Genomic DNA, 21493 nt, shown 5'->3' on the forward strand with positions numbered 1-21493 from the left:
GCCAGTCCTGTGAGCGATCTGTACTTAACTCCACCTCTAGCCGCGCTGATTTTCTTTGCCGTGGTTGTGTGTGGTCACAATTTCCGCATGGTGTGGAAACAGCAGCCCGAAGGGTGGCAAAAACGGGCCTGGCTGTTCGGGTTGCCGGCGGGTATTGGTCTTTTGCTACTGGGTTTTTTGCCGCTGAAACTATGATGCCGGTTTGACTCTGGCTGGGGTGGCTGGCATATGCCGGGCACTGATTTTCCCGGAGACCGACCTATGCGTCTTTTGCCTGCTCTGGCCCTTGCGATCCTGCTGACCGGCTGCCTGTTTGAAAAGGAGCCCGACGTGGTGCGCCTGTCTGGTGACACGATGGGCACAACCTTCAACATCACCGCAATCGGCGAGGATTTGGATGAAGCCGCCTTGGCTGTGTCCGTTGAAGCGACCCTGACCGAGGTCAACGCAAAGATGTCGAACTGGGACCCGAATTCCGAGGTCTCGGTTTTTTCGGCGACACAAGGCACCGATCCAATGCCCGTTTCCGAAGAATTCGCGTTGATCATGTCTGCAGCCAACGACGTACACTCAAAGTCCGGTGGAACCTTTGATGTCACGCTCGGCCCGTTGATCGAACTTTGGGGCTTTGGACCGCGCAAACCTGAAGATCCTGTGCCGACTGACGCCGAGATTGAGGCCGCATTGGGTGGCGTTGGTCAGGCGCGGCTTTTGAAACTGGATCGCTCGGCGGGAACACTGGCGAAATCCGCACCCGGCGTCGGGATCAACTTGTCTGCCATTGCCAAGGGCTATGGAATCGATGCGCTGGCCGAGGCTTTGCAGGACGCGGGTATCGAGAACTATCTGGTCGAGATCGGCGGTGATCTGGTTGCCAAGGGTCAGAACGATCAGGGCGAGCCCTGGCGGATCGGTATCGAAAAGCCCGAACCTGGTTCCCAGACCATACAGTTGATCGTACCGCTGGAGGATCGCGGTATGGCCAGTTCGGGGGACTACAAGAATTTTTTCGAACAAGATGGCGTGCGCTATTCGCACATCCTTGACCCCACAACAGGCCGGCCGATTACGCACCGCACGACCTCGGTTACTGTGCTGGCCGAGAATGCGATGATGGCAGATGCCTGGGCGACCGCGATGTTGGCGCTGGGTCAGGAAAAGGGGCTGGAACTTGCCGAACAGCATAAACTTGCCGTGTATTTCATCTCGCGGGATGTGACAGGCGACGACGATGCCTATATTACTGTTCACAGCAGTGCGTTCAAAGATGCGCTCGGCTCAAACTGACGGGTAAATCTGAGATGAGCACCTTCATTCTTGCCTTTATTCTTCTGGCCCTGGTTATGGTCGGCATGTCGCTGGGCGTGATGTTGATGGGCAAGACCATCAAGGGCAGCTGTGGTGGTCTGAATGCGATCTCGGGCGCGGATAAATGCGTTGTCTGTCAAAAAGATGTCGATCCGAACAGCCCTTTGCGCGATCAACTGCAATGCAAGCGCGCCAAGAAGATGCTCGAACAGATGGACCGTCAGGCTTAGGCTGCGGTCATTTTGTACAGGTACTGCCTTTCTTGATCTGTCGATGAACTACGTGTTGCGGGCGCTGGTGCGCAATGTTGGCCTGAGGATGTGGTCCCTTCCCCTTGATATTGGGCAGTCTGGCTATCCCCATCCAAGCTGGCCCTTCGTATGCGTTGTCGTGTGTCGACCTAACCAAGCCCCCAGCATTGCCCGGTGTCTGTCCGTCGTGGTGAAATGATTAAATCTACAGCAAACGCCGCAAAGACGGTTCACCCTTGGACGGCCAGAAGATAGAACAGCACATAAGAGCAGTTACCGGAGACCAAGATGGCCGCGCCCAAACCTGTAGTCCTGTGCATTCTTGATGGGTGGGGATTGTCCGAAGATACCCGCGCCAACGCGCCGTTGCTTGCAAAAACACCCACGTTCGATGCGGTCATGAAAGGGCCTCATGCGACGCTGATTACCCATGGCCCGGATGTCGGCCTGCCTAGCGGGCAGATGGGCAATTCTGAGGTAGGGCATACCAATATTGGCGCGGGCCGTATTGTGGCCATGGATCTGGGCCAGATCGATCTTGCAATTGAAGATGGCAGCTTCTTCGAAAATGGAGCGCTGCAGGACTTCATCGCCAAGGTGAAAGCGTCGGGTGGTACGGCGCACCTGATGGGCGTGGCGTCTGACGGCGGGGTACACGGCCACGTGAACCACATAATTGCGGCAGCCAAGGCGATCACCGACGCGGGTGTCCCTGTGGTGCTGCACGCCGTGACTGATGGGCGCGACGTCGCCCCCAAATCTGCCCTTGGCTACATCTCCGAGCTTGAGGATCGCCTGCCCGCAGGTGCCCGTACAGTCTCGGTATGCGGGCGCTACTTTGCCATGGATCGGGACAACCGGTGGGAGCGCGTGTCAGCGGCGTACAGCGCCATGATTGACGGGCAGGGGCGTATGGCAAGCACGGCAGAACGGGCCGTTGATTTGGCCTACGACAAGTCGGAAACAGATGAATTCATCGCGCCAACCGTGCTGGACGGCTATGAGGGCGTCAAAGATGGCGATGGGTTCTTTTGTCTGAATTTCCGCGCTGACCGCGCACGGGAAATCCTGCGCGCCATTGGCGAGCCGGGCTTTGCCGAGTTCGAAACTGGCTCGCGTCCGGCGTTGTCGGCTTTGCTGGGGATGGTCGAGTATTCCGATGGCCACAACGCCTATATGACCACGGTGTTTCCCAAACGCGCCATCACGAACACTCTGGGCGAATGGGTGGCCAAGCAGGGGCTGCGTCAGTTCCGACTGGCCGAAACCGAAAAGTACCCCCACGTGACCTTCTTCCTGAACGGCGGCAAGGAGGTGCCAGAAGACGATGAAGATCGCTATATGCCCAAATCGCCGAAAGTTGCGACCTATGACTTGCAGCCCGAGATGTCATCAGCCGACGTGACCGCAAAATTCGTTGAAGCGATTGAGGCGGGCTATGATTTGATTGTCACCAACTATGCCAATCCGGATATGGTCGGGCATACAGGTGATCTGGACGCAGCGATCAAAGCCTGTGAAGCGGTGGATCAGGGTTTGGCACAGGTCGTTGCGGCATTGAACAAGGCAGGCGGAGCCATGATCGTAACTGCTGACCACGGCAATTGCGAAGTGATGGTCGATCCGGATACCGGCGGCCCGCACACCGCGCATACGCTGAACCCGGTGCCTGTGGCCTTGGTTGGTGGTCCTAAAGGGGCAACATTGCGCAACGGGCGTTTGTCGGATCTTGCGCCAACTTTGTTGGAATTGATGGAATTGCCCAAACCTCCTGAAATGACCGGGGAAAGCCTGTTGTCATGAAAGTTCTGACCGCAGTTTTTGCGCTGTGCCTTGCGGGGCAGGGGCTGGCCCAGACCAACCCGTCTCAGGCAGCGCTCGAAGCCGCAGACATGCTGGAACAAGCGTCGATTTCTCTTGCCGAGGCCGAAAGCGCGCGGGACAGGGTGCGTGCTTTGACCCAAACGATTCAGGCGTATGAGGCAGGGTTGTCGGCCATGCGTCACGGTTTGCGCATGGCCGCCACGCGCGAGGCGCAGCTATCCGCCGAACTGCGCGTGCGGGAAAAGGATGTGGCGCAGTTGCTGGGTGTGTTGCAGACCATCGAAACCACCGCGCCGCCAGTTCTGATGTTGCACCCCTCGGGTCCCTTGGGTGCCGCACGCACGGGCATGATGCTGTCCGAGGTTACACCGGGCCTGAATGCCAAGGCCGACGCATTGGCGCAGGACCTGCAAGAGGTCCAGACCTTGCGCCTGCTGCAGCAGGATGCGGCTGAGACCCTGACAGAGGGCCTGATCGGTGTGCAATCAGCCCGTACCCGTCTGAGCGAGGCCATTGCCGACCGTACGGATCTGCCTCAGCGTTTCGTCGAGGATCCGATCAAAACAGCGATCCTGATCTCATCGACCGAGACGCTGGATGGGTTCGCAAGCGGACTGTCTGAAATCTCGGAGGGGGAAATCGCGTCTACCGATGCCAGCATTCTCAGTGGCAAAGGGAATGTACCACTGCCGGTCCAGGGTGTCCTTTTACATCGTGCGGGCGAAACAGATGCGGCGGGCGTGACGCGTCCGGGGGTGGTGCTGGGTACGCGACCTCGCGCTTTGGTGACTTCGCCCACGGCGGCAACAATTCGCTATCGCGGCCCATTGCTGGACTTGGGAAACCTGATCATTCTGGAGCCGCAGCCCGGCCTGTTATTCGTCTTTTCCGGCCTGCAGGAAGTCTATGGCGATATCGGACGCGTGATTCCCGAAGGCACTCCGGTCGGGTTGATGCCGGGGGAAACACCTGAAATAGGCGCTATTTTGTCAACTAGTGGTGATGGCACTGGAACTGAACGGTCAGAAACGCTCTATATAGAGGTCAGAGAAGACAACAGCCCCGTGGACCCGGAATCGTGGTTTCGGACCAGCAAGGATGGATAAACGAGTATGAAGAAATTTGTAATGGCCGGTTTGGCCGGAACCCTGGCAGGCATAGTCGCAACCACTCAGATCGCAGGGCCGCTACTGGCGCAGGAGGCCGAAAACAAAGCGGACGTTTATCAGCAGCTGGACCTGTTTGGTGACATTTTCGAGCGTATTCGCGCGCAATATGTCGAAGAGGTCGAATCAGAAGAGCTGATCGAAGCGGCGATTGACGGCATGTTGACATCGCTTGACCCGCATTCCAGCTACCTGTCCCCGGACGATGCCGAGCAGATGCGCGTGCAAACACGGGGTGAGTTCGGCGGGCTGGGTATTGAGGTCACGCAAGAAGACGGCTTTGTCAAAGTGGTTTCTCCTATCGATGATACCCCAGCGGATGAAGCAGGGATTGAAGCGGGCGATTTCATCACCCATGTCGACGGCGAAAGCATCCTGGGTCTGACCCTGGACAAGGCAGTCGATCTGATGCGCGGACCAGTTGGCTCGGAAATCGTGATTACCGTCGTGCGTGAAGGCGAGCCCGATCCGTTCGACGTGACCATCATCCGTGACACGATCAAACTGACCGCCGTGCGCGCCCGAACCGAAGGCACAAGCGTTGTTCTTCGCGTCACAACCTTTAACGACCAGACCTTTCCAAACCTTGAGGCCGGGCTGGAGGAACAGATCGAAGATGCCGGTGGCATCGAAAAGGTCAACGGCGTCGTACTGGATCTGCGCAATAACCCCGGTGGCCTGCTGACACAGGCGATCAAGGTTTCGGACGCATTCCTGAACGAAGGTGAGATCGTGTCGACCCGTGGTCGCAACCCGGAAGACGGTGAGCGGTTCAACGCAACCCCTGGCGATCTTGCCGAGGGCAAGCCTATCGTCGTGCTGATCAACGGCGGCTCGGCTTCGGCTTCTGAAATTGTGGCCGGTGCGTTGCAGGATCACCGCCGGGCGATCGTTGTGGGCACCAAAAGTTTTGGCAAAGGTTCGGTTCAGACTGTGATGCCGCTGCGGGGCGACGGGGCGATGCGCTTGACGACGTCGCGCTATTACACCCCATCGGGCCGTTCTATCCAGGCTCTGGGCGTCAGCCCCGATATTATCGTTGAACAGCCTCGCCCGGCCCCTGCTTCTGAAGAGGAAGACTCGGATCGTCCAACCCGGTCTGAGGCGGACCTGCGCGGCAGTTTGAACAATGACAGTCTCAGCGAAGATGAAATCCGCCAGATTGAAGAAGACCGTGCCAAGGCAGAAGCCACTGCCGAACTGCGGGAGGAAGATTATCAGATGGCCTATGCGATAGATATCCTCAAAGGTCTATCGGCTTTCAATCCGGATGGACCATCTCAATAAGGCAAGCAGGGCCGCGCAGGTCGCGGCCTTTTCAGCTTTCGATCTTGTGCAACTTGCTTTCGTCCAGCATCAACGCAAGCACGATGCCAACGGATACGGAAATCGTGGAAAAGACAAACGCCATGCTCATGCCGCTGTCAAACGCGACCGCGATGGCGGATTTGACTGTCTCGACCTGATCCGGGTTCAGTTTGGCCAAGACAGCCTTGGCTGAATCGGTGCTGAGCGTTCCGCCGTTGATGGTGCGCTGCTCTGCATCCGTCAGGGATATGCCGCTTGTGGCCAGTTTGTCCCGCAGGCTGGCCAGAGATGCAACATACATGATGGCCGTCGCGACGGCGACAGATATGGCGCCGTAAACAAGATGTGTCATGAAACTGAGGCCGCCAACCAGTCCGGCGCGTTCGGGTTTGACTGCGCAGACCGCTGCAGTCCCGGACGGGCCGACTGTCAGCGTCGCCCCAAGACCGATCATCGCCATGCCGGGTAGAATCTGGAAATACCCCAGTCCGCTGGGCAGAATTACGATGCTGGCGGACCCAAGGGTCGCCACTACATAGCCCCAGAACAGCAGCCGTTTGGGCCCAAAGTCATTGTACAAAGTGCCCGAGACCACCGAGCCGACTGCCAGCAGAATTGTCAAAGGGGCCAGCCCCAGTGCCGATTGGAACGTCGACCAACCCAACACTTTTTGCATGTATTGCGGGAAATATAGCAGGGCGACAAAAGCGGCAGAGACGTTGAACATGTTCAAGCCGAGTGTGATGAGGAACTCACGGTTTTGCATCATCTGCGGCAACAGCAACGGCTCTTTCACGCGCTTCTCGATCCTTGGGAACAACAGGAACAGAACCGCGCTGACAAAGAACAGCAGCAATAGCGGGACCGAAGACCAGCCCCAATCCGCCCCCACATCCAGTCCGTAAAGCAGCAACAAAACGGCAAAGGACAGAATCCCCATACCGGCAAAGTCGATATGCTCGCCTTGTTTGTGCTGGGTCTCCCGCTCCATCAGCAGCAAGGCGGACGTCATCGAGATGCAGGAAAAGACCACATTGGCGAGGAAGAAATAGCGCCATTCGCCAAAACTCACCGCCAAGCCGCTGATCATGGGACCAAAGACGTTGCCAGAGGTAACGCCCGCCAGGATCAGGCCCATGACAAGGGCACGGTGCTCCTGTTTCGAAACCTTGGTTGCCCCGAAGGCCAGTGTGCAGGGCCAGACGCAACCGGCTCCGATCCCTTGCAACGCCCGTGCTCCGACCAGAAAGTCGAGACTGGGGGCGAAAAAGCACATCACCGAGGCAAACAGAAAGATCGTCAGGCCGATGATCATGATCCTGCGATGACCGTACATGTCGCCAAGCCGCCCGCCTGCGACCATCGTCATGGCAAAGAACAACGCGTAGATATTCAGAACCCACTGGGTACTGGTGATATCGGCGTCAAAGCTGTTTTCGATGGCCGGAACCAGCATCAATGCCCCGGTAAAGTCGATCCCAATGCCAAATCCCGTGATCATCAGGGCGATGACTTTGACGATGCTATTTCGGTCCATGGTGGCATCCGGGCTGTTGCGAATGCCTCATTGATGCATGGAAACGGCCAAAAAGACAGAAAAACCCGGGTGCGAACTCTAGGCGTCGTCCCGACACATCCGTCGAAATGCGCGTTTCAGCACATCCAGCTCCCCCCGCAGCAACTCGATCTCGGTGCGCAGGTCATCGGCAGCCGGAGTGCCCGCGATGATGGTGAAATCGCCCAATTTCCGATGCTCCGCCCGTTCGGTGATGACAAAGCTGTGTACGCCATCCGACAGGGCCGAGACAGGAACGGAGACGGTCAATGTCCAGCCGTCTTCCTCTGCGGTCAGAGTCACATCCTCAAGTGTTTCACCCCGATAAAGCACCTGAATATCCGGTCTGGTATCCATGCGGAGATGCCCGTGCCAGAGGCCATTTTCAAACCGGGTTTGCGTTAGTGTCGCTTCAGTCATGTTCTGGGTATCTCACAAATCTGCACGGTGACGACGGCAGAATGTCAGGTCGCGCAATGTAATGCTGTTCATGCCGGGATGTTCAACGATCAGGTCCAGCCACAGTCTTTCGATCCGCTTTTCGTTCAACGGCAGATGGGCCAGATCAAAATCCACGCTTTGAGAGGAGTGTGACAAATCCAACTTCCGCACCACCTGTTCGGTATTGGGTCCGCTTCTGATGTTTAGGCGGGCAAACACGCCTGTGGTCTGCTCGCTGTCGATCAGTGTGTCCAGCCGGATCAGATGCTGGAGCGTCAGGTCCTGCGCCACGTCCATCGGCAATGCGATCGAAAGGGACAGGAAGGTGCCGTCAAAGCCAAAAACTTCAACCGACAAGCTGAAAGGCGCAAGATCACTATGGCGTCGGTTCCGGTTTTGCCGCACGGCAATCTCGGCCTGCGGGCAATCATGAAACAACGTCACCTGATCATCGATTGTCGCTTTGCGCTGGGGTGAGGCGAGACCGGGTGTGCCCAGCGGCCACCGCCAGAGGTCGGGACGCCAGCTCCAATCTGTTCCGACCGGTTTGGGAAATTGCGCCGATCCGATCTGCGGATCGCTGAGACGCATGTCCGCAGTATGGATCAAATGTGTCAGATGCACGCGCAACGCCCGAGCGCGATCACGCTGCCGGCGCAGCTGTGCCTTGGGGGCTTCGGTGGCCGATTGCGCGGCCTTGCGCCAGCGTGCCAGAACCGTGCGGTGAAAATAGCGATCCAGAATCCTGCCCATGGTCCCATCGTCCAAAGTTGCACCTCTTTAGTCAAAGAAGGGACGAGGGACAAACCCGGATTTCAAATCAACCCCGTATCAGGGCCCGGAATCGGATCAACAATACTCCAAGCGTTCTTGCAAAGCCCTTGGTCAGTGCTTACCGTCAGCCTCCTGAAAAAGTGGGTCGCCAGCAACCACGCCACGCATCAGTTTTTCTTTCGACAAGGCCCGGTCATGGAACCCACCCTGTTCTCGTTCATTTGGAAATACTCCAAAAAACAGCAGCTTGTGCTGTTGGCTTTGACCGTCCTGTCTTTTCCGTTTCTTTATGCTTCGCTTGAATTGCCCAAGCAGATTATCAACGATGCTATTGGTGCGCCGTCGAATACGGTGACGATTTGGGGTGTATCGGTCACGCAGATTCAATACCTGCTGATCCTGTGTTGCGCGTTCCTGGCCACGGTACTTGCAAGCGGTCTGATGAAGATGCGGATCAACACGATGAAAGGCGTTCTGGCCGAGCGGATGTTGCGACGTCTGCGCTATACGCTCATCAATCGTTCGATGCGGTTTCCAAGGTCCTATTTCGCGACCACCAGTCAGGGTGAACTGGTGTCGATGATCACCTCCGAGGCCGAGCCGATGGGGGGTCTGATGGGGGACGCCATCGCGCAGCCGGTTTTCCAGTTTGGCCAGATGATGACCATCGTCACGTTTCTATTTATGCAAAGCGTCTGGTTTGGCCTGGCCAGTATTGCGCTGATCCCCTTGCAGGCCTGGCTGATCCCTAAGCTGCAACGCCAGATCAACCTGCTGAACAAGGATCGTATTCAAGAAGTCCGCCACCTGAGCTCCGAGATCGGTGAAAGTGCGGCCGGCATCAGCGATTTGCGCACCAATGGCGGCTGGCGCTATCGGTTGGCCCAGTTCAGCTATCGGCTGGGCACTCTGTTCGAGATCCGCTCCAAGATCTACAACAAAAAGTTCTTCATGAAGTTTCTCAACAATCTGATCACTCAGATGACGCCGTTTTTCTTTTATTCGGTGGGCGGTTATCTGGCGATCAAGGGTGAGGTGACTGTGGGTGCGTTGGTCGCTGCGCTGGCGGCATACAAGGACCTGAGCGGCCCGTGGAAGGACCTGCTGACCTACTATAATCAGGTGCAGGACATGTCGCTGCGCTGGGAAATCGTGACCGAGCGGTTTGCACCCTCCAACATGATCCCAGAGACTCTGTTCGATGGCCGCCCCGAGTCGATTCCACGTTTGACCGGCGACATCGAACTGCGCAATGTCACGGTGCGCGATGATGATGGCAAAACCATTCTGGAAGACATCGACCTGAAAATTCCTGCGGGTGCACGGGTGGCGATCCAATCGAGCAATGCGGCAGAACGGAGTGCCCTGGCGCAGGTTCTGACACGAGAAATGGTTCCTGTTCAGGGTGATGTGATCTTGGCCGGGCATAAGCTGAACGAACTGCACCAGGCGGTCATAGCGGCGCGGATCGGCTATGCGTATTCGCGGCCCTATCTGTTCGATGGCACCTTGGGCGACAATCTTTTGATGCCGTTGCGCCCACATCCGCAGCGCAAGGTCGATCCGATCAAAGCCCCGACGCGGCGTCAGATCGAATCCGCGCGCTCAGGCAATCCTGTGGATTCAATCGAGGATGAATGGATCGATCCAGGGCTGGCGGGGTTGGATGGCGTGGACGACATCCGGGACTGGTGGTTCCAATTGGTCGAGGCGATGGGCACGGATGAATTGATGTTGCGCCGCACGTTGCGGACCCAGTTCGACCCGAAACTGCACCCTGTTCTGGCCGAAGAGGTTGTGAAACTGCGAGAGACCGTGGCCGAACGTCTTCGCGAAAAAGGGCTGGATCGATATGTCTACCGGTTCGATCCGGACCGATTCAACCCGGCCGTACCCCTGGGGGGCAATCTGCTGTTTGCCACGCCCGCGCGGGACATTACACCGGACTCACTGGCCGACGACGGGCGCTTTCGCAACATGCTCAGTTCCCATGATCTGGCGGACGAGGCCATGAATATGGCCAAGGCGGTGATCGAGACGTTGGATCAGGCTTTTGGCCGTGATGGCACGGATCACCCTCTGTTCCTGCGTCTGGGTATGTCCAAGGGCATGTATCACCGGTTGCTGGACATCCGGGATCGTCTCAAGGCCAAGGGCGATGCTGCAATTTCCGAACAGGACTGGGCGCTGATGTTGACGGTGCCGTTCCTGTTGACTGCCGAGCAGATCGGACCCGACTTCCCCGACCAGTACAAAGACAAGATCCTTGCAATCCGCAAAGAGCAATCCGAGTTTTTGCATGACGCGCTTGACGGAATGTTCGTTCCATTGTCCCCTGACGTCTATTTCCCGCGCCTCACCGTGATGGAGAACGTTCTGTATGGGCGCGTCTCGCTGATGGCAGGGGCGCGTGCAGAAGACATCGAGGATGTGGTTGCCGACGCCATGAATCGGGCCGGGCTTCGGCGGCGGGCCGCGGCCACCTTGTTTGATTTGCCGACAGGGCTGGGCGGGAACAATCTGCCGACGGTGTTTCAGGAACGGGCTGCATTTTCCCGCGCCGGCATCAAGCGGCCGGATATTCTGATACTCGACAAGGCCCTTGCCAGTCACGACTCGGAAAGTCGTCTGCGTACCCGGCTACGTTTGCGCGAATTGTTGCCGGACTCGATCATGATCTTCATGGAAGACCATTTCGCTCATCCCGAAGCCTATGATCTGTTTATCGAGGTTAAAGATGGTCGCATCGATGGTGTGTCGCGCACGCGTGTCACCAATCAGGAAGGGGCGACCGCCGATCTGAGCCGCAAGCTTGAGATCATCTCATCCACCGAGTTGTTCTCTGGCATTGACGCGCGCAACCAACGTCTGCTGGCTTTTTCCGCGCAATGGTACGACGTCGCAGCGGGGCAGGCGATCTTTTCACGCGGGCAGGCGGCGGATGCCGCTTATCTTTGCATCAAGGGTCAGGCCCGATTGGATTGGTCTGATGATGATGGCAGCAAACGCACAGTCTCGATCGTCGAGCCGGGCAGGTTGATCGGTGATTTGTCGATCATCACCGGTGAGCCCCGACAATTGGATCTGGTTGCCACCGAGGATTGCGCCTTCCTTCGGATCGGGGCGGAAGAACTGAGGGCGGTTGTCGAAAGCGACGCTACGGTGGCAACGCAACTGTTGCGGACCGTAGCGGGATATCTGACCACGCTTTCGACGCGGATCACCACAGCCAAGAACCCTGCCGATGTCTTTCCGGACATAGAACAGGTCTCATCGTTGGAAGAGGTCGACAGGAATGTCTAACCTGACCCCGTATTCGCCACATGATCAGCTGGTCCGCGATGCCCGCACCCGGCCTGAACTTTGGCGGTTGCTGGCTGGCTTGATCATTGTTGGTGCACTTTACGTGGCACTGAATGCCGTTCTGTTTGCGGCCATCAGCAATGTGATCCCGCCCTCGCAGACCCAGGGGTTTTTACGCGGCACTTCATCTTTTGCGACACTTACACTGCTTGCCAGCTTCGGCTTTCTGACGTTGGGTGTCGCGGTTGCCGCCCGGCAGATGCAAAAGCGGTCGCTATCAGCGATTGTGGGGTCACGTGGCCTGGCACTCCGGCAGTTTACGCGGGTTTTGCTGGCTTTGGTGATCCTTGGCCTGGTGATGCTGGCCCTGCCACCTTACGGCATGGGCGAGCCTTTGACCCAGAACATTTCATGGTCAAAGTGGCTGATGCTGTTGCCTTTTGCAGCCAGCGCGGTGCTGATTCAAACCAGCGCCGAAGAGATCCTGTTTCGTGGGTACATCCAACAGACCCTGGCCGCGCGGTTTAAGTCTCCGATAGTCTGGATGGGTTTGCCCTCGGCCCTTTTTGCAGCCGGTCACTATGCCCCCGGTGTTGCCGGCGAAAATGCGTTGCTGGTCGCGGTGTGGGCCTGTGTGTTTGGATTTCTGGCCTCTGATCTGACGGCCCGGTCAGGCACTTTGGGTCCCGCTATCGCATTGCATTTCTTTAACAATGTTATTGCGCTGTTATTCATCTCGCTTCCCGACACACTCAGCGGGCTGGCGCTGTATCTGCTGCCCTACGACATGTCGGAAACCGGGATGCTGAGGCAATGGCTTCTGGTGGATTTCATTGCGATGATCGTCGGTTGGCTAACAGCGCGGTTTGCGATCAGGCGCTGATTGCATTTCCTTCCGTTGCGTCTTATTTGACGTCAACGCCGTTCAAGCAAGGTTCCGACATGAACTGGATCTCAAACTACGTCCGCCCACGGATCAACTCGATCTTCTCGCGCCGCGAAGTGCCTGAAAACCTCTGGCACAAGTGTTCGGAATGCGGAACAATGCTGTTCCACCGTGAGCTGGCCGAGAACCAGAACGTGTGCACCCAGTGCGACCATCATATGGCGATCACCCCGCGTGACCGGTTCAAGCATCTGTTTGACGGCGGTATCTTCACCGAGGTCGAGGTTCCTGCCCCTTTGGCAGACCCCCTGCAATTCCGCGACCAGAAGAAATACCCGGATCGCATGAAAGCGGCACAGAAGAACACGGGCGAGAAAGAGGCAATGCTTGTCGCCTCCGGGGAAATCGGGCGCACTCCGATCGTGGCGGCGGCTCAGGATTTTTCATTCATGGGCGGGTCGATGGGCATGTATGTCGGCAACGCGATCATCGCCGCAGCGCAAGAGGCCGTAAAGCTCAAACGCCCCCTGATCCTGTTCTCTGCCGCTGGCGGCGCGCGGATGCAGGAGGGTATCCTGAGCCTGATGCAAATGCCGCGCACCACCGTTGCGGTTGAAATGCTGAAAGAGGCCAACCTGCCTTACATCGTTGTTTTGACCCACCCAACCACGGGTGGCGTAACGGCGTCTTATGCGATGCTGGGCGATGTCCATATCTCCGAACCCAATGCGCTGATCTGCTTTGCCGGACCGCGCGTTATCGAACAGACCATCCGCGAGAAACTGCCCGAAGGGTTTCAGCGCGCCGAGTATCTGCTGGATCACGGCATGCTGGACCGGGTTACCAAACGGACCGAAATGCGCGACGAGTTGATCACCATCACCCGAATGCTGATGAACCAGCCCCCGGCGATCATGGGCGACCTGCCGGCGCCAGAGCCGGAAGAACCCGCGGCTGAGGCTGTTGCCGAAGACACGGACCAGAAATGACGGCACAGACATCGGACGCCATCCTCGACCGGATGATGGCGCTGCACCCCAAGATCATAGACCTGACCTTGGATCGCGTCTGGCGTTTGCTGGCCGCGTTGGACAACCCTCAGACCAAGCTGCCACCTGTGATCCATATCGCGGGGACCAATGGCAAAGGATCAACTCAGGCGATGATACGCGCCGGGCTGGAAGGGGCAGGACTGTCGACGCATGCCTATACGTCACCGCATCTGGCACGATTCCACGAACGTATTCGCTTGGCCGGAGAGCTGATCTCGGAACCCGATCTGACGGCGATTCTGGATGAGTGTTATGCCGCCAATGGCGGACAAGACATCACCTATTTTGAAATCACGACCTGCGCTGCCCTGCTGGCCTTTGCGCGCGCTCGGGCGGATTACACGCTGCTCGAGGTTGGTCTGGGCGGGCGGCTCGATGCGACCAACGTTATTGACAAACCTGCCGTCACGGTGATCACCCCGGTCTCGATCGACCATGAACAGTTTCTGGGCAACACGCTGGCCAAGATCGCGGCCGAAAAGGCCGGGATTATCAAGCGTGGCGTGCCCTGCGTCGTTGGCCCGCAAGCCGAAGAGGCGATGGAGGTCATCGAACAGACAGCCACCCGGCTTGGTGCGCCGCTGATTGCCTGCGGACAGCATTGGCATGTGTCCGAGGAAAACGGGCGCTTGATCTATCAGGATGAAACCGGCCTGTGCGACTTGCCGTTGCCCAACTTGCTGGGGACGCACCAGATTCAGAACGCGGGTGCGGCACTGGCCGTTCTGCGCCACCTCGATCTCGGTGACGACGCCTATGAGGCTGCTGTGACCAAGGCAGAGTGGCCTGCCCGCATGCAACGCCTGAAAACCGGCCCACTTGTGGAGTCAGCGCCAAAGGCCGAGCTCTGGCTGGACGGGGGGCACAACGCCGCCGCTGGTATCGCATTGGCCGACGTTCTGCGCAAACTGCCCAAACGCCCGACCCATATGATCTGTGGGATGCTGAACACCAAGGATGTAACCGGCTACCTTGCGCCTCTGGCAGCACAGGCCAACAGCCTGACTGCCGTATCAATCCCCGGTGAGGCTGCGACGCTCAGCGCCGAGGAAACCGCCGCAGCTGCGGCCAAGGTTGATCTGCCGGCCTCAACCGCGGACAGCGTCACAGACGCGCTTCACGCGATCCTGACCAACGCCCCCCACGCCCGCGTGCTGATCTGCGGCTCGCTTTACCTGGCGGGAAATATTCTGCGAGAAAACGGCTAGGGGTTTCCGCCCGCAGGGCTTGATCTGGCCAAAGATATTCCGGGGGAGCTGCCAGAGGCGGCGGGGGCAGAGCCCCTATGATCCCCAATTCTGATCCTGCATCTCGCGTAGACGTGAGGCAGTGCGTTCAAATTCAAATGTGCCTTCACCTTCAACATACAGCATCTCGGGTTCTGCTGCCGCCGAGCAAATCAATCGAACTTTCGCCTCGTACAAGGCGTCAATCAAGGTGACGAACCGTTTGGCTTCGTTGAAGTTGTTGCGAGACAGGCGCGGAATGTCCTCCAGCACCAAAACCTTCAATTCCTCGGCGATTGCCAAGTAATCCGCAGGTCCCAACATACGCCCGCAAAGATCGTAGAACGAGGCCCGCCCCACGCCGTTCCGAAAGGCGGGCAACTCCACCGCCCGACCCTTGACCTGCAATATCAGCGGCTCGGCGCTTCCTCCGGACAGGTCTTGCCATACGCTGCGAATTCGGGCTCGGGCCTCAGGCCCGATCGGTGTGAAATAGACCGGTGCACCCTCTAGCCGGTTCTGCCGGTAGTCTGTGGGCGAGACCAGTTCCCAGATTTGCAGCTGCTCTTTGATATGCGCTATGAAGGGCAAAAACAGCTGCCGGTTCAGCCCGTCCTTATACAGATCATCCGGGTGTCGGTTCGATGTTGTGACAACCACAACGCCACCCGCATGCAGCATGTCGAACAGGCGCCCGACGATCATCGCGTCCGTGATGTCGGTGATCTGCATTTCGTCAAAGGCAAGCAATTTGACTGATTTCACCACATCCTGCGCGACCGGAGCCAGCGCATCCTCGACCCCATCCTGACGCGCCTTGTGCATGCCGGCATGAATTTCCTGCATGAAGGCATGGAAATGCACGCGTCTCGCCGGAACGTCGTGCAACGCATCAACGAACATATCCATCAGCATGGATTTCCCACGACCCACGCCACCCCAAAGATACAACCCCTTGGGCGCAGGCGGAGCCTTGCGAAAAAACCCCCGTTTGACCGGCGCGGCCAAATCCGCCCGAATGCGCTCGAATTGCGGCAGGACTGCTTCTTGCGCGTCATCCCGTGTCAGAGTGCCCTCGGAAATGCGGGCGTTGTACAGCGAAATCAGATCCGTCATAAGCCGGAGCCATAGCGCCCGTGTTGGCGGTTGAAAAGCGACCATTTTCGATGACACATCAAATTTCCTGATCCGTGACCGCAAATCTGCTGAATTGACGGGCTGCACAATTTCGCTAACGTCCGCCTGACCGAAGCGCCCGAGGTTTCCATGTCGCACTCAGTCCGCCTGCTGAATCCAATTCTGATTGTGGGATGTATCATCATCACGGTCAGTTTCGCCGTTCGGGCATCGTTCGGCGTATTCCAGATTCCGATTGCGGATGAATTCGGGTGGCTACGTACCGATTTTTCGCTGGCGATTGCGATTCAGAACCTGGCATGGGGCATCGGACAACCGATCTTTGCCGCAATTGCAGAGAAGATCGGGGATCGCAAGGCAATCATTCTGGGCGCTTTGACCTATGCCGCGGGCATGGTGTTGTCGGCTTGGTCCATCACGCCGTTCGGGCATCAGATGTATGCGTGGTTGGTCGGGTTTGGTATCGCAGGAACCGGGTTTGGCGTTGTTCTGGCCGTGGTTGGGCGCGCTTCGTCAGACAAGAACAGGTCGATGTCACTGGCAATTGTGACCGCTGCGGGCAGCTTCGGTCAGGTGATCGGAGCGCCCACCGCCGAATGGCTACTCACCTTCCTGCCATGGCAGCAGGTTTTCATCGTCTTTGCCGTTGCGGTCCTTGCGCTTGTTCTAACGCTGCCCTTCATGCGCGCGCCACAACCGGTCAGCAAGGCCGAACTGGAAGAGAGCATGAGTCAGATCCTGGGGCGCGCGTTCCGAGATCCGTCTTACGCATTGATCTTCCTTGGGTTTTTCAGCTGCGGCTATCAGTTGGCCTTCATCACTGCACATTTCCCGGCCTTTGTGACCGAGATGTGCGGCCCTATCCAGCCCGGTGGGGTCCTGCATTCACTGGGGATCACCACAACGTCGGCTCTCGGCGCGGTGGCGATCTCACTCGTCGGGCTGGCAAATATCGGCGGTACGTTGCTTGCCGGGTGGGCCGGTAACCACTTCCCTAAAAAGTACCTGCTGGCCGCGATTTATACAGCCCGCACAATTGCAGCGGCCGCCTTCATCCTGATGCCGATCACGCCCACATCTGTGATCGTTTTCTCGATTGTCATGGGGTCGCTATGGCTGGCAACCGTTCCGTTGACCTCGGGTCTTGTCGCGCATCTCTACGGGCTGCGCTATATGGGAACTTTGTACGGGTTCATTTTTCTCAGCCACCAGATCGGGGGCTTCCTCGGAGTTTGGCTGGGTGGGCGGATGTACGACATTTATGGCGATTACACCATGGTCTGGTGGATCGGCGTCGCCGTGGGTGCGTTCAGCGCGATTGTCCATCTGCCCATCCGAGAAAATCGGGGGCCGACACCCGTCGCCGCTTAGGTAGATAACGCGGCACCCGGTAGAAACAGCCCCATCGCAGCGCGCAGCGCTGCCTGGCCCAACAGGCGGAGGCGCATCTGTGATGCGACTTCACCTGACGGGAGCGCTAACCCCGCATTGCGGCGCGCAGTTCCCGCTCCAACGCATCCAGAAATCGCGATCGATCCGCTTTGCCAAAGGGTTTGCCACCTCCTCCGGAACCAAGGGGGTTGGCGGCGCGCAAATCCGCCATCAGATCACGCATCGCCAGTTGCTGGCCGATATTCGCCGCCGTAAACGCCTCGCCATTGTGCCGCAATACGCGCGCGCCCGCCTCGACACATTTGGCTGCCAGAGGAATGTCCGAAGTGACCACCACATCCCCGTCCCCACAGCGCTCTGCGATCCATTTGTCCGCCTCATCCGCGCCTTCATCCACGATGACCACCTGCACGATGGGGTTCGCCGATGGCCGCAACCCACCATTCGACACCAGTGCCATTGGCACTTTGTGTCGGGTGGCCACCCGCTCGGCCTCGGCTTTCACGGGACAGGCATCGCCATCGACATAGAGTGTCGTCACGCCTTCTTGGCCTCTTTCTGGGTCGGGGCAGGCGGCTTCTTCTTCACCTTGAATTCATCCGGGATCGGCATCCGATTGAACGCGTCAAGACCCGCGATTTTGTAGGCTTCGGCAAGTGTCGGGTAGTTGAACGTGTTTTGCACGAAGTAGTCCACCGTGCCCTTCAGGTTCAGGACGGCCTGGGCGATGTGGATCAGTTCGGTGGCACCTTCACCAACGATCTGCACACCCAGGACCCGGCGGGTTTTCAATGAGAACAGCATTTTCAGCATGCCATGCTCCAGCCCCATGATATGTCCGCGCGAGGTTTCGCGGAACCGCGCCACACCCACCTCATAGGGGATGTCGCGTTCCTGCAATTCCTCTTCGGACATGCCGCAGGTGGAAATCTCGGGCACCGAATAGATGCCATAAGGGTACCACGGGCTTTCCGGCAGGGTCGGTGTTTCCAGAGCGTGACAGGCAGCGACGCGGCCTTGCTGAAGCGAGGTCGAGGCCAACGAGGGGTGCCCGATCACATCACCGGTTGCGTAAATATGCGGAACCGTCGTCTGATACGTCTTGCGGTCCACCTTGATCCGGTTGCGATGATCGGTTTCCAATCCAACCGCATCCAGGTTCAGCGCCGAGGTCGCACCCATCCGACCCGCCGCGAACAGCAGCATTTCGGCCCGGACATGACGTCCGTTGTCCAGTGTGACTTCGACATGATCGCCCGCGTCTTCGATCCTTTCAACAGAAGAGCCCAACCGCAGATCGACGCCGTTTTCACGAATCTGATGAGTGAAATCATGTATCAGGCGTTTGTCGATGAAATCCAGAAAGCTCTCACGCGGTTCTATCAACGTGACCCGCACATCCAGAGCCGAAAACATGGTGGCATATTCCACGCCAATAACCCCGGCACCGATCACGACCAGCGAGCGGGGAATTTCCGCCATCTCCAGAAAGTCGTCGCCATCGACCACGGTCTTGCCATTAAAAGGCACATACTCCGGGCGATAGGTTTTGGTTCCGGTCGCAATCAGGAACTTGGCTGCACTCAGACGGGTTTTCTCGCCTGCATCCGTGGCGACCTCAACCTGGTGCGGGCCGACAAATCTGGCCAGCCCGTTCAGGGTTTCGACATGGTTGCGGTTGAACTGGTGTTCCAACACGTCAACCTCGTGATCCAGCGTCATATGCAGACGTGCCTTGAGGTCCTCGGCCCGGATCTGGTCCTTGACTCGGTAGGATCGCCCATAAAAACTGCGTTCGCGCCAACCCGACAGGTTAAGCACCGTTTCGCGAAGCGTTTTGGACGGGATGGTGCCTGTATGAACCGAGACACCCCCGAACCGATCCTTGCGATCAATCACCAGTACCCGGCGTTTCAGTTTACCGGCCTGGATGGCTGCAGACCGGCCCGATGGACCGGACCCGATGATGATCAGATCATAGTCGTACCCGCTCATGCCTTATTCTCCGTACAACGCTTCGGCGTGGAAGGTAATATGATCTTCCATGAAGGTAGAAACGAAGAAATAGGAATGGTCATATCCCGGTTGCAGGCGATAGGTCGCCTGCTGGCGTCGTTCGGCGATGGCCGAGGCCAGTGTTTCGGGGCGCAGCAGATCGATGAACTGGTCGCTGGCACCGGTATCGATCAGGACGGGACCGTCGAAGCCGACTTCCCTCATCATCAAGGACGCGTCATGCTTGGACCACGTGCTCTCGTCTTCGCCCAGATAGGCGCTCAGCTGTTTGCGCCCCCAATCCGCGCCAGTCGGGTTCGAGATCGGCGCAAAGGCCGAGACCGAACGATACCGCCCCGGCAGGTTCATCGCCAGCGTCAGCGCGCCGTGGCCACCCATCGAATGACCAGTGATGGCCTGACGGTCCATATCAATTGCAAAGTTCTCGGCCAGAAGGGCAGGCAGTTCGTCAGCCACGTAGTCCCACATGTTGAAATGCGGGGCCCAGGGGGTCTGCGTTGCGTTCACGTAGAACCCGGCACCCTGACCCAGATCATAGTCCTCGTGGTCGGCCACGCCATCACCGCGCGGTGAGGTGTCGGGGAAGATAACTGCAATACCCTGCTCGGCAGCCCAGGCCTGAGCGCCCGCCTTGGTCATGGCGTTTTCATGCGTGCATGTCAGACCCGACAGGTACCACAGGATCGGAACCGGACCGTCTTTTGCCTCGGCGGGCAGAAACAAACCAAAGGTCATATCACATTGGCAGGCCGTCGAGGCATGACGATAGACGTCTTGCACGCCACCGAAACAGGCATTTTCCGAAAGGGTTTCCATCTGACAGTGTCCTTAGGTTAGGGTCGCGTCATGGCTAACGGTCCGCGCGCATGCCGTAAAGTATGCAGGTCGTACAGATCAGGATTTTTTGCCCGGTTTTTGGGGTCAGAGTGTCGAGACCCAGCCGATAACCAGCGGCACGGTCAGAATACTGGCAACTGTCGAGAGCAGGATGGCCGCCGAGGCGCGATGGGGTGCAACCCGATAGTGGGCCGCCAGCATGTAGACATTGCCCGCCACCGGCAGAGCCGCGGCGGCAATGGCAACAGTGGCCGAAAATGTGTCCACGGGAACAAGCCAAAGCAGCGCGATGGCGACGCAGGCTGGGTGGATAACCAGTTTGCAAAAGCTCAGCCAACCCGCGATGTGGATACGTTCCGCGGATTTGCCGGCCAGCGACGCCCCGATTGCGAACAAGGCGCCGGGTGTTGCGGCACCGCCCAGAATGGTCAGAAAGTCGTTCATAGGGCTGGGGACGGGGATTCGCAGCGCGGACCAGATCAACCCGGCAGAGATCGACACGATCATCGGGTTTTTCAGCAACCCGAGACCAATCAGGCGCAGCGTCGACACAGTCAGTTTTCCGTCCCGCCCGCCGTTGATCAGGATTACAATGAGGGAAGAAAACACCACCAAATCGACCGCGAGGATCAACATGACCGGTCCGATCGCAGCTTCGGTTAGCAAAAGCGCCAACATTGGCAAACCCAGAAAGCCGACATTCCCGATGGCGGCGCATTGCGCTTCAACCGCTGCTGTGGGGATATCAAGCCCGCGAAGCCAGGCCACCAGAGTGGCCAGTGCATAAACGGCGAGTGTGCCGATCAGGTATCCGACAATTAATCGCCCGTTGAAGATTTCGTCAAAGGGCAGGGTGGCGGCAAAGCGAAAAAGCATGGCCGACAAGGCAAAGTAGAAGACGAATTTGGTCAGATAGGCTGTGGCGTCTTCTGTGAAAAAACGCGTGCGTCCAGCCCAGTAACCCAGGCCGATGATCACAAAAAACGGGAGAGTGCGCAAAAAGATCTCGACCATGGA

The 21493-nt window shown here is 58.1% G+C and carries 19 protein-coding genes; 11 read left to right on the plus strand and 8 right to left on the minus strand.

Annotation, left to right across the window (positions count from 1 at the left end):
• Positions 1-9 precede the first annotated feature (9 nt).
• The 6 genes from ACR0L4_RS08145 (at position 10) to ACR0L4_RS08170 (ending at position 5836) form a co-directional block, all read left to right on the plus strand.
• Positions 10-195, plus strand: coding sequence for a hypothetical protein (locus ACR0L4_RS08145; RefSeq protein WP_170749456.1), 186 nt, complete (start codon positions 10-12; stop codon positions 193-195).
• 66 nt (positions 196-261) lie between these two features.
• Positions 262-1287, plus strand: coding sequence for an FAD:protein FMN transferase (locus tag ACR0L4_RS08150; RefSeq protein ID WP_480512027.1), 1026 nt, complete (start codon positions 262-264; stop codon positions 1285-1287).
• 14 nt (positions 1288-1301) lie between these two features.
• On the plus strand, positions 1302-1538 hold the full coding sequence (gene nqrM, locus ACR0L4_RS08155; RefSeq protein WP_480512029.1) for a (Na+)-NQR maturation NqrM: 237 nt from the start codon (positions 1302-1304) through the stop codon (positions 1536-1538).
• Between the two features lie 309 nt (positions 1539-1847).
• Positions 1848-3362: a 2,3-bisphosphoglycerate-independent phosphoglycerate mutase gene (gpmI, locus tag ACR0L4_RS08160; protein ID WP_480512031.1), complete on the plus strand. Its 1515-nt coding sequence runs from the start codon at positions 1848-1850 to the stop codon at positions 3360-3362.
• Positions 3359-4489, plus strand: a complete 1131-nt coding sequence (locus ACR0L4_RS08165) for a murein hydrolase activator EnvC family protein (protein WP_480512033.1) — start codon at positions 3359-3361, stop codon at positions 4487-4489. Before gpmI ends, ACR0L4_RS08165 begins: the two co-directional genes overlap by 4 nt.
• 6 nt (positions 4490-4495) lie before the next feature.
• A complete protein-coding gene (locus tag ACR0L4_RS08170) occupies positions 4496-5836 on the plus strand; it encodes a S41 family peptidase (RefSeq protein WP_170749451.1) in 1341 nt (446 codons plus the stop codon).
• Positions 5837-5867: 31 nt separating this feature from the next.
• Here ACR0L4_RS08170 and ACR0L4_RS08175 read toward each other — a convergent pair whose 3' ends face one another.
• The 3 genes from ACR0L4_RS08175 to ACR0L4_RS08185 form a co-directional block, all read right to left on the minus strand.
• Entirely contained in the window at positions 5868-7394 is a 1527-nt protein-coding gene (locus ACR0L4_RS08175; protein ID WP_480512035.1) for an MFS transporter, read from the minus strand.
• A 78-nt stretch (positions 7395-7472) separates the two neighbouring features.
• Positions 7473-7769, minus strand: a complete 297-nt coding sequence (locus ACR0L4_RS08180; RefSeq protein WP_480512037.1) for a hypothetical protein — start codon at positions 7767-7769, stop codon at positions 7473-7475.
• Positions 7770-7844: 75 nt separating this feature from the next.
• Complete coding sequence (locus tag ACR0L4_RS08185; RefSeq protein WP_480512347.1) at positions 7845-8606, minus strand: DUF6478 family protein; 762 nt, start codon at positions 8604-8606, stop codon at positions 7845-7847.
• 216 nt (positions 8607-8822) lie between these two features.
• Between ACR0L4_RS08185 and ACR0L4_RS08190 the strand changes: the two genes are divergently transcribed.
• The 4 genes from ACR0L4_RS08190 to ACR0L4_RS08205 are packed head-to-tail and all read left to right on the plus strand — an operon-like array spanning position 8823 to position 15076.
• Entirely contained in the window at positions 8823-11930 is a 3108-nt protein-coding gene (locus ACR0L4_RS08190) for an ABC transporter transmembrane domain-containing protein (protein ID WP_170749447.1), read from the plus strand.
• Positions 11923-12813, plus strand: a complete 891-nt coding sequence (locus tag ACR0L4_RS08195) for a type II CAAX endopeptidase family protein (protein ID WP_170749446.1) — start codon at positions 11923-11925, stop codon at positions 12811-12813. The genes ACR0L4_RS08190 and ACR0L4_RS08195 overlap by 8 nt, the downstream gene beginning before the upstream one ends.
• A gap of 59 nt (positions 12814-12872) precedes the next feature.
• Positions 12873-13805: an acetyl-CoA carboxylase, carboxyltransferase subunit beta gene (accD, locus tag ACR0L4_RS08200; protein WP_480512040.1), complete on the plus strand. Its 933-nt coding sequence runs from the start codon at positions 12873-12875 to the stop codon at positions 13803-13805.
• Positions 13802-15076 (plus strand): bifunctional folylpolyglutamate synthase/dihydrofolate synthase, encoded by a 1275-nt coding sequence (locus tag ACR0L4_RS08205; protein WP_170749444.1) that lies wholly within the window; start codon positions 13802-13804, stop codon positions 15074-15076. The genes accD and ACR0L4_RS08205 overlap by 4 nt, the downstream gene beginning before the upstream one ends.
• Positions 15077-15151: 75 nt before the next feature.
• Here the strand turns inward: ACR0L4_RS08205 and zapE are convergent, their stop codons facing one another.
• A complete protein-coding gene (zapE, locus tag ACR0L4_RS08210; RefSeq protein WP_480512042.1) occupies positions 15152-16210 on the minus strand; it encodes a cell division protein ZapE in 1059 nt (352 codons plus the stop codon).
• Positions 16211-16360: 150 nt separating this feature from the next.
• Here zapE and ACR0L4_RS08215 point away from each other — a divergent pair, with 150 nt between their 5' ends.
• Entirely contained in the window at positions 16361-17602 is a 1242-nt protein-coding gene (locus ACR0L4_RS08215; protein ID WP_170749442.1) for an MFS transporter, read from the plus strand.
• Between the two features lie 106 nt (positions 17603-17708).
• Here the strand turns inward: ACR0L4_RS08215 and ACR0L4_RS08220 are convergent, their stop codons facing one another.
• The 4 genes from ACR0L4_RS08220 to ACR0L4_RS08235 form a co-directional block, all read right to left on the minus strand.
• Complete coding sequence (locus tag ACR0L4_RS08220) at positions 17709-18164, minus strand: YaiI/YqxD family protein (RefSeq protein ID WP_170749441.1); 456 nt, start codon at positions 18162-18164, stop codon at positions 17709-17711.
• Positions 18161-19618 (minus strand): Si-specific NAD(P)(+) transhydrogenase, encoded by a 1458-nt coding sequence (gene sthA, locus ACR0L4_RS08225; protein ID WP_170749440.1) that lies wholly within the window; start codon positions 19616-19618, stop codon positions 18161-18163. Before sthA ends, ACR0L4_RS08220 begins: the two co-directional genes overlap by 4 nt.
• A 3-nt stretch (positions 19619-19621) precedes the next feature.
• Positions 19622-20455 (minus strand): S-formylglutathione hydrolase, encoded by an 834-nt coding sequence (fghA, locus tag ACR0L4_RS08230; protein WP_480512045.1) that lies wholly within the window; start codon positions 20453-20455, stop codon positions 19622-19624.
• Between the two features lie 105 nt (positions 20456-20560).
• Positions 20561-21490: an AEC family transporter gene (locus ACR0L4_RS08235; RefSeq protein ID WP_480512047.1), complete on the minus strand. Its 930-nt coding sequence runs from the start codon at positions 21488-21490 to the stop codon at positions 20561-20563.
• Positions 21491-21493 lie beyond the last annotated feature (3 nt).

The organism is Ruegeria sp. AB5 (assembly GCF_056542645.1).

Coding starts and splice junctions, on each gene's coding strand:
- nqrM (WP_480512029.1), top strand. CDS start 1,302: ATGAGCACCTTCATTCTTGCCTTTATTCTTCTGGCCCTGGTTATGGTC.
- ACR0L4_RS08195 (WP_170749446.1), top strand. CDS start 11,923: ATGTCTAACCTGACCCCGTATTCGCCACATGATCAGCTGGTCCGCGAT.
- ACR0L4_RS08205 (WP_170749444.1), top strand. CDS start 13,802: ATGACGGCACAGACATCGGACGCCATCCTCGACCGGATGATGGCGCTG.
- ACR0L4_RS08150 (WP_480512027.1), top strand. CDS start 262: ATGCGTCTTTTGCCTGCTCTGGCCCTTGCGATCCTGCTGACCGGCTGC.
- ACR0L4_RS08180 (WP_480512037.1), bottom strand. CDS start 7,769: ATGGATACCAGACCGGATATTCAGGTGCTTTATCGGGGTGAAACACTT.
- fghA (WP_480512045.1), bottom strand. CDS start 20,455: ATGGAAACCCTTTCGGAAAATGCCTGTTTCGGTGGCGTGCAAGACGTC.
- accD (WP_480512040.1), top strand. CDS start 12,873: ATGAACTGGATCTCAAACTACGTCCGCCCACGGATCAACTCGATCTTC.
- gpmI (WP_480512031.1), top strand. CDS start 1,848: ATGGCCGCGCCCAAACCTGTAGTCCTGTGCATTCTTGATGGGTGGGGA.
- ACR0L4_RS08170 (WP_170749451.1), top strand. CDS start 4,496: ATGAAGAAATTTGTAATGGCCGGTTTGGCCGGAACCCTGGCAGGCATA.
- ACR0L4_RS08215 (WP_170749442.1), top strand. CDS start 16,361: ATGTCGCACTCAGTCCGCCTGCTGAATCCAATTCTGATTGTGGGATGT.
- ACR0L4_RS08185 (WP_480512347.1), bottom strand. CDS start 8,606: ATGGGCAGGATTCTGGATCGCTATTTTCACCGCACGGTTCTGGCACGC.
- ACR0L4_RS08165 (WP_480512033.1), top strand. CDS start 3,359: ATGAAAGTTCTGACCGCAGTTTTTGCGCTGTGCCTTGCGGGGCAGGGG.
- ACR0L4_RS08190 (WP_170749447.1), top strand. CDS start 8,823: ATGGAACCCACCCTGTTCTCGTTCATTTGGAAATACTCCAAAAAACAG.
- sthA (WP_170749440.1), bottom strand. CDS start 19,618: ATGAGCGGGTACGACTATGATCTGATCATCATCGGGTCCGGTCCATCG.
- ACR0L4_RS08235 (WP_480512047.1), bottom strand. CDS start 21,490: ATGGTCGAGATCTTTTTGCGCACTCTCCCGTTTTTTGTGATCATCGGC.
- ACR0L4_RS08175 (WP_480512035.1), bottom strand. CDS start 7,394: ATGGACCGAAATAGCATCGTCAAAGTCATCGCCCTGATGATCACGGGA.
- zapE (WP_480512042.1), bottom strand. CDS start 16,210: ATGACGGATCTGATTTCGCTGTACAACGCCCGCATTTCCGAGGGCACT.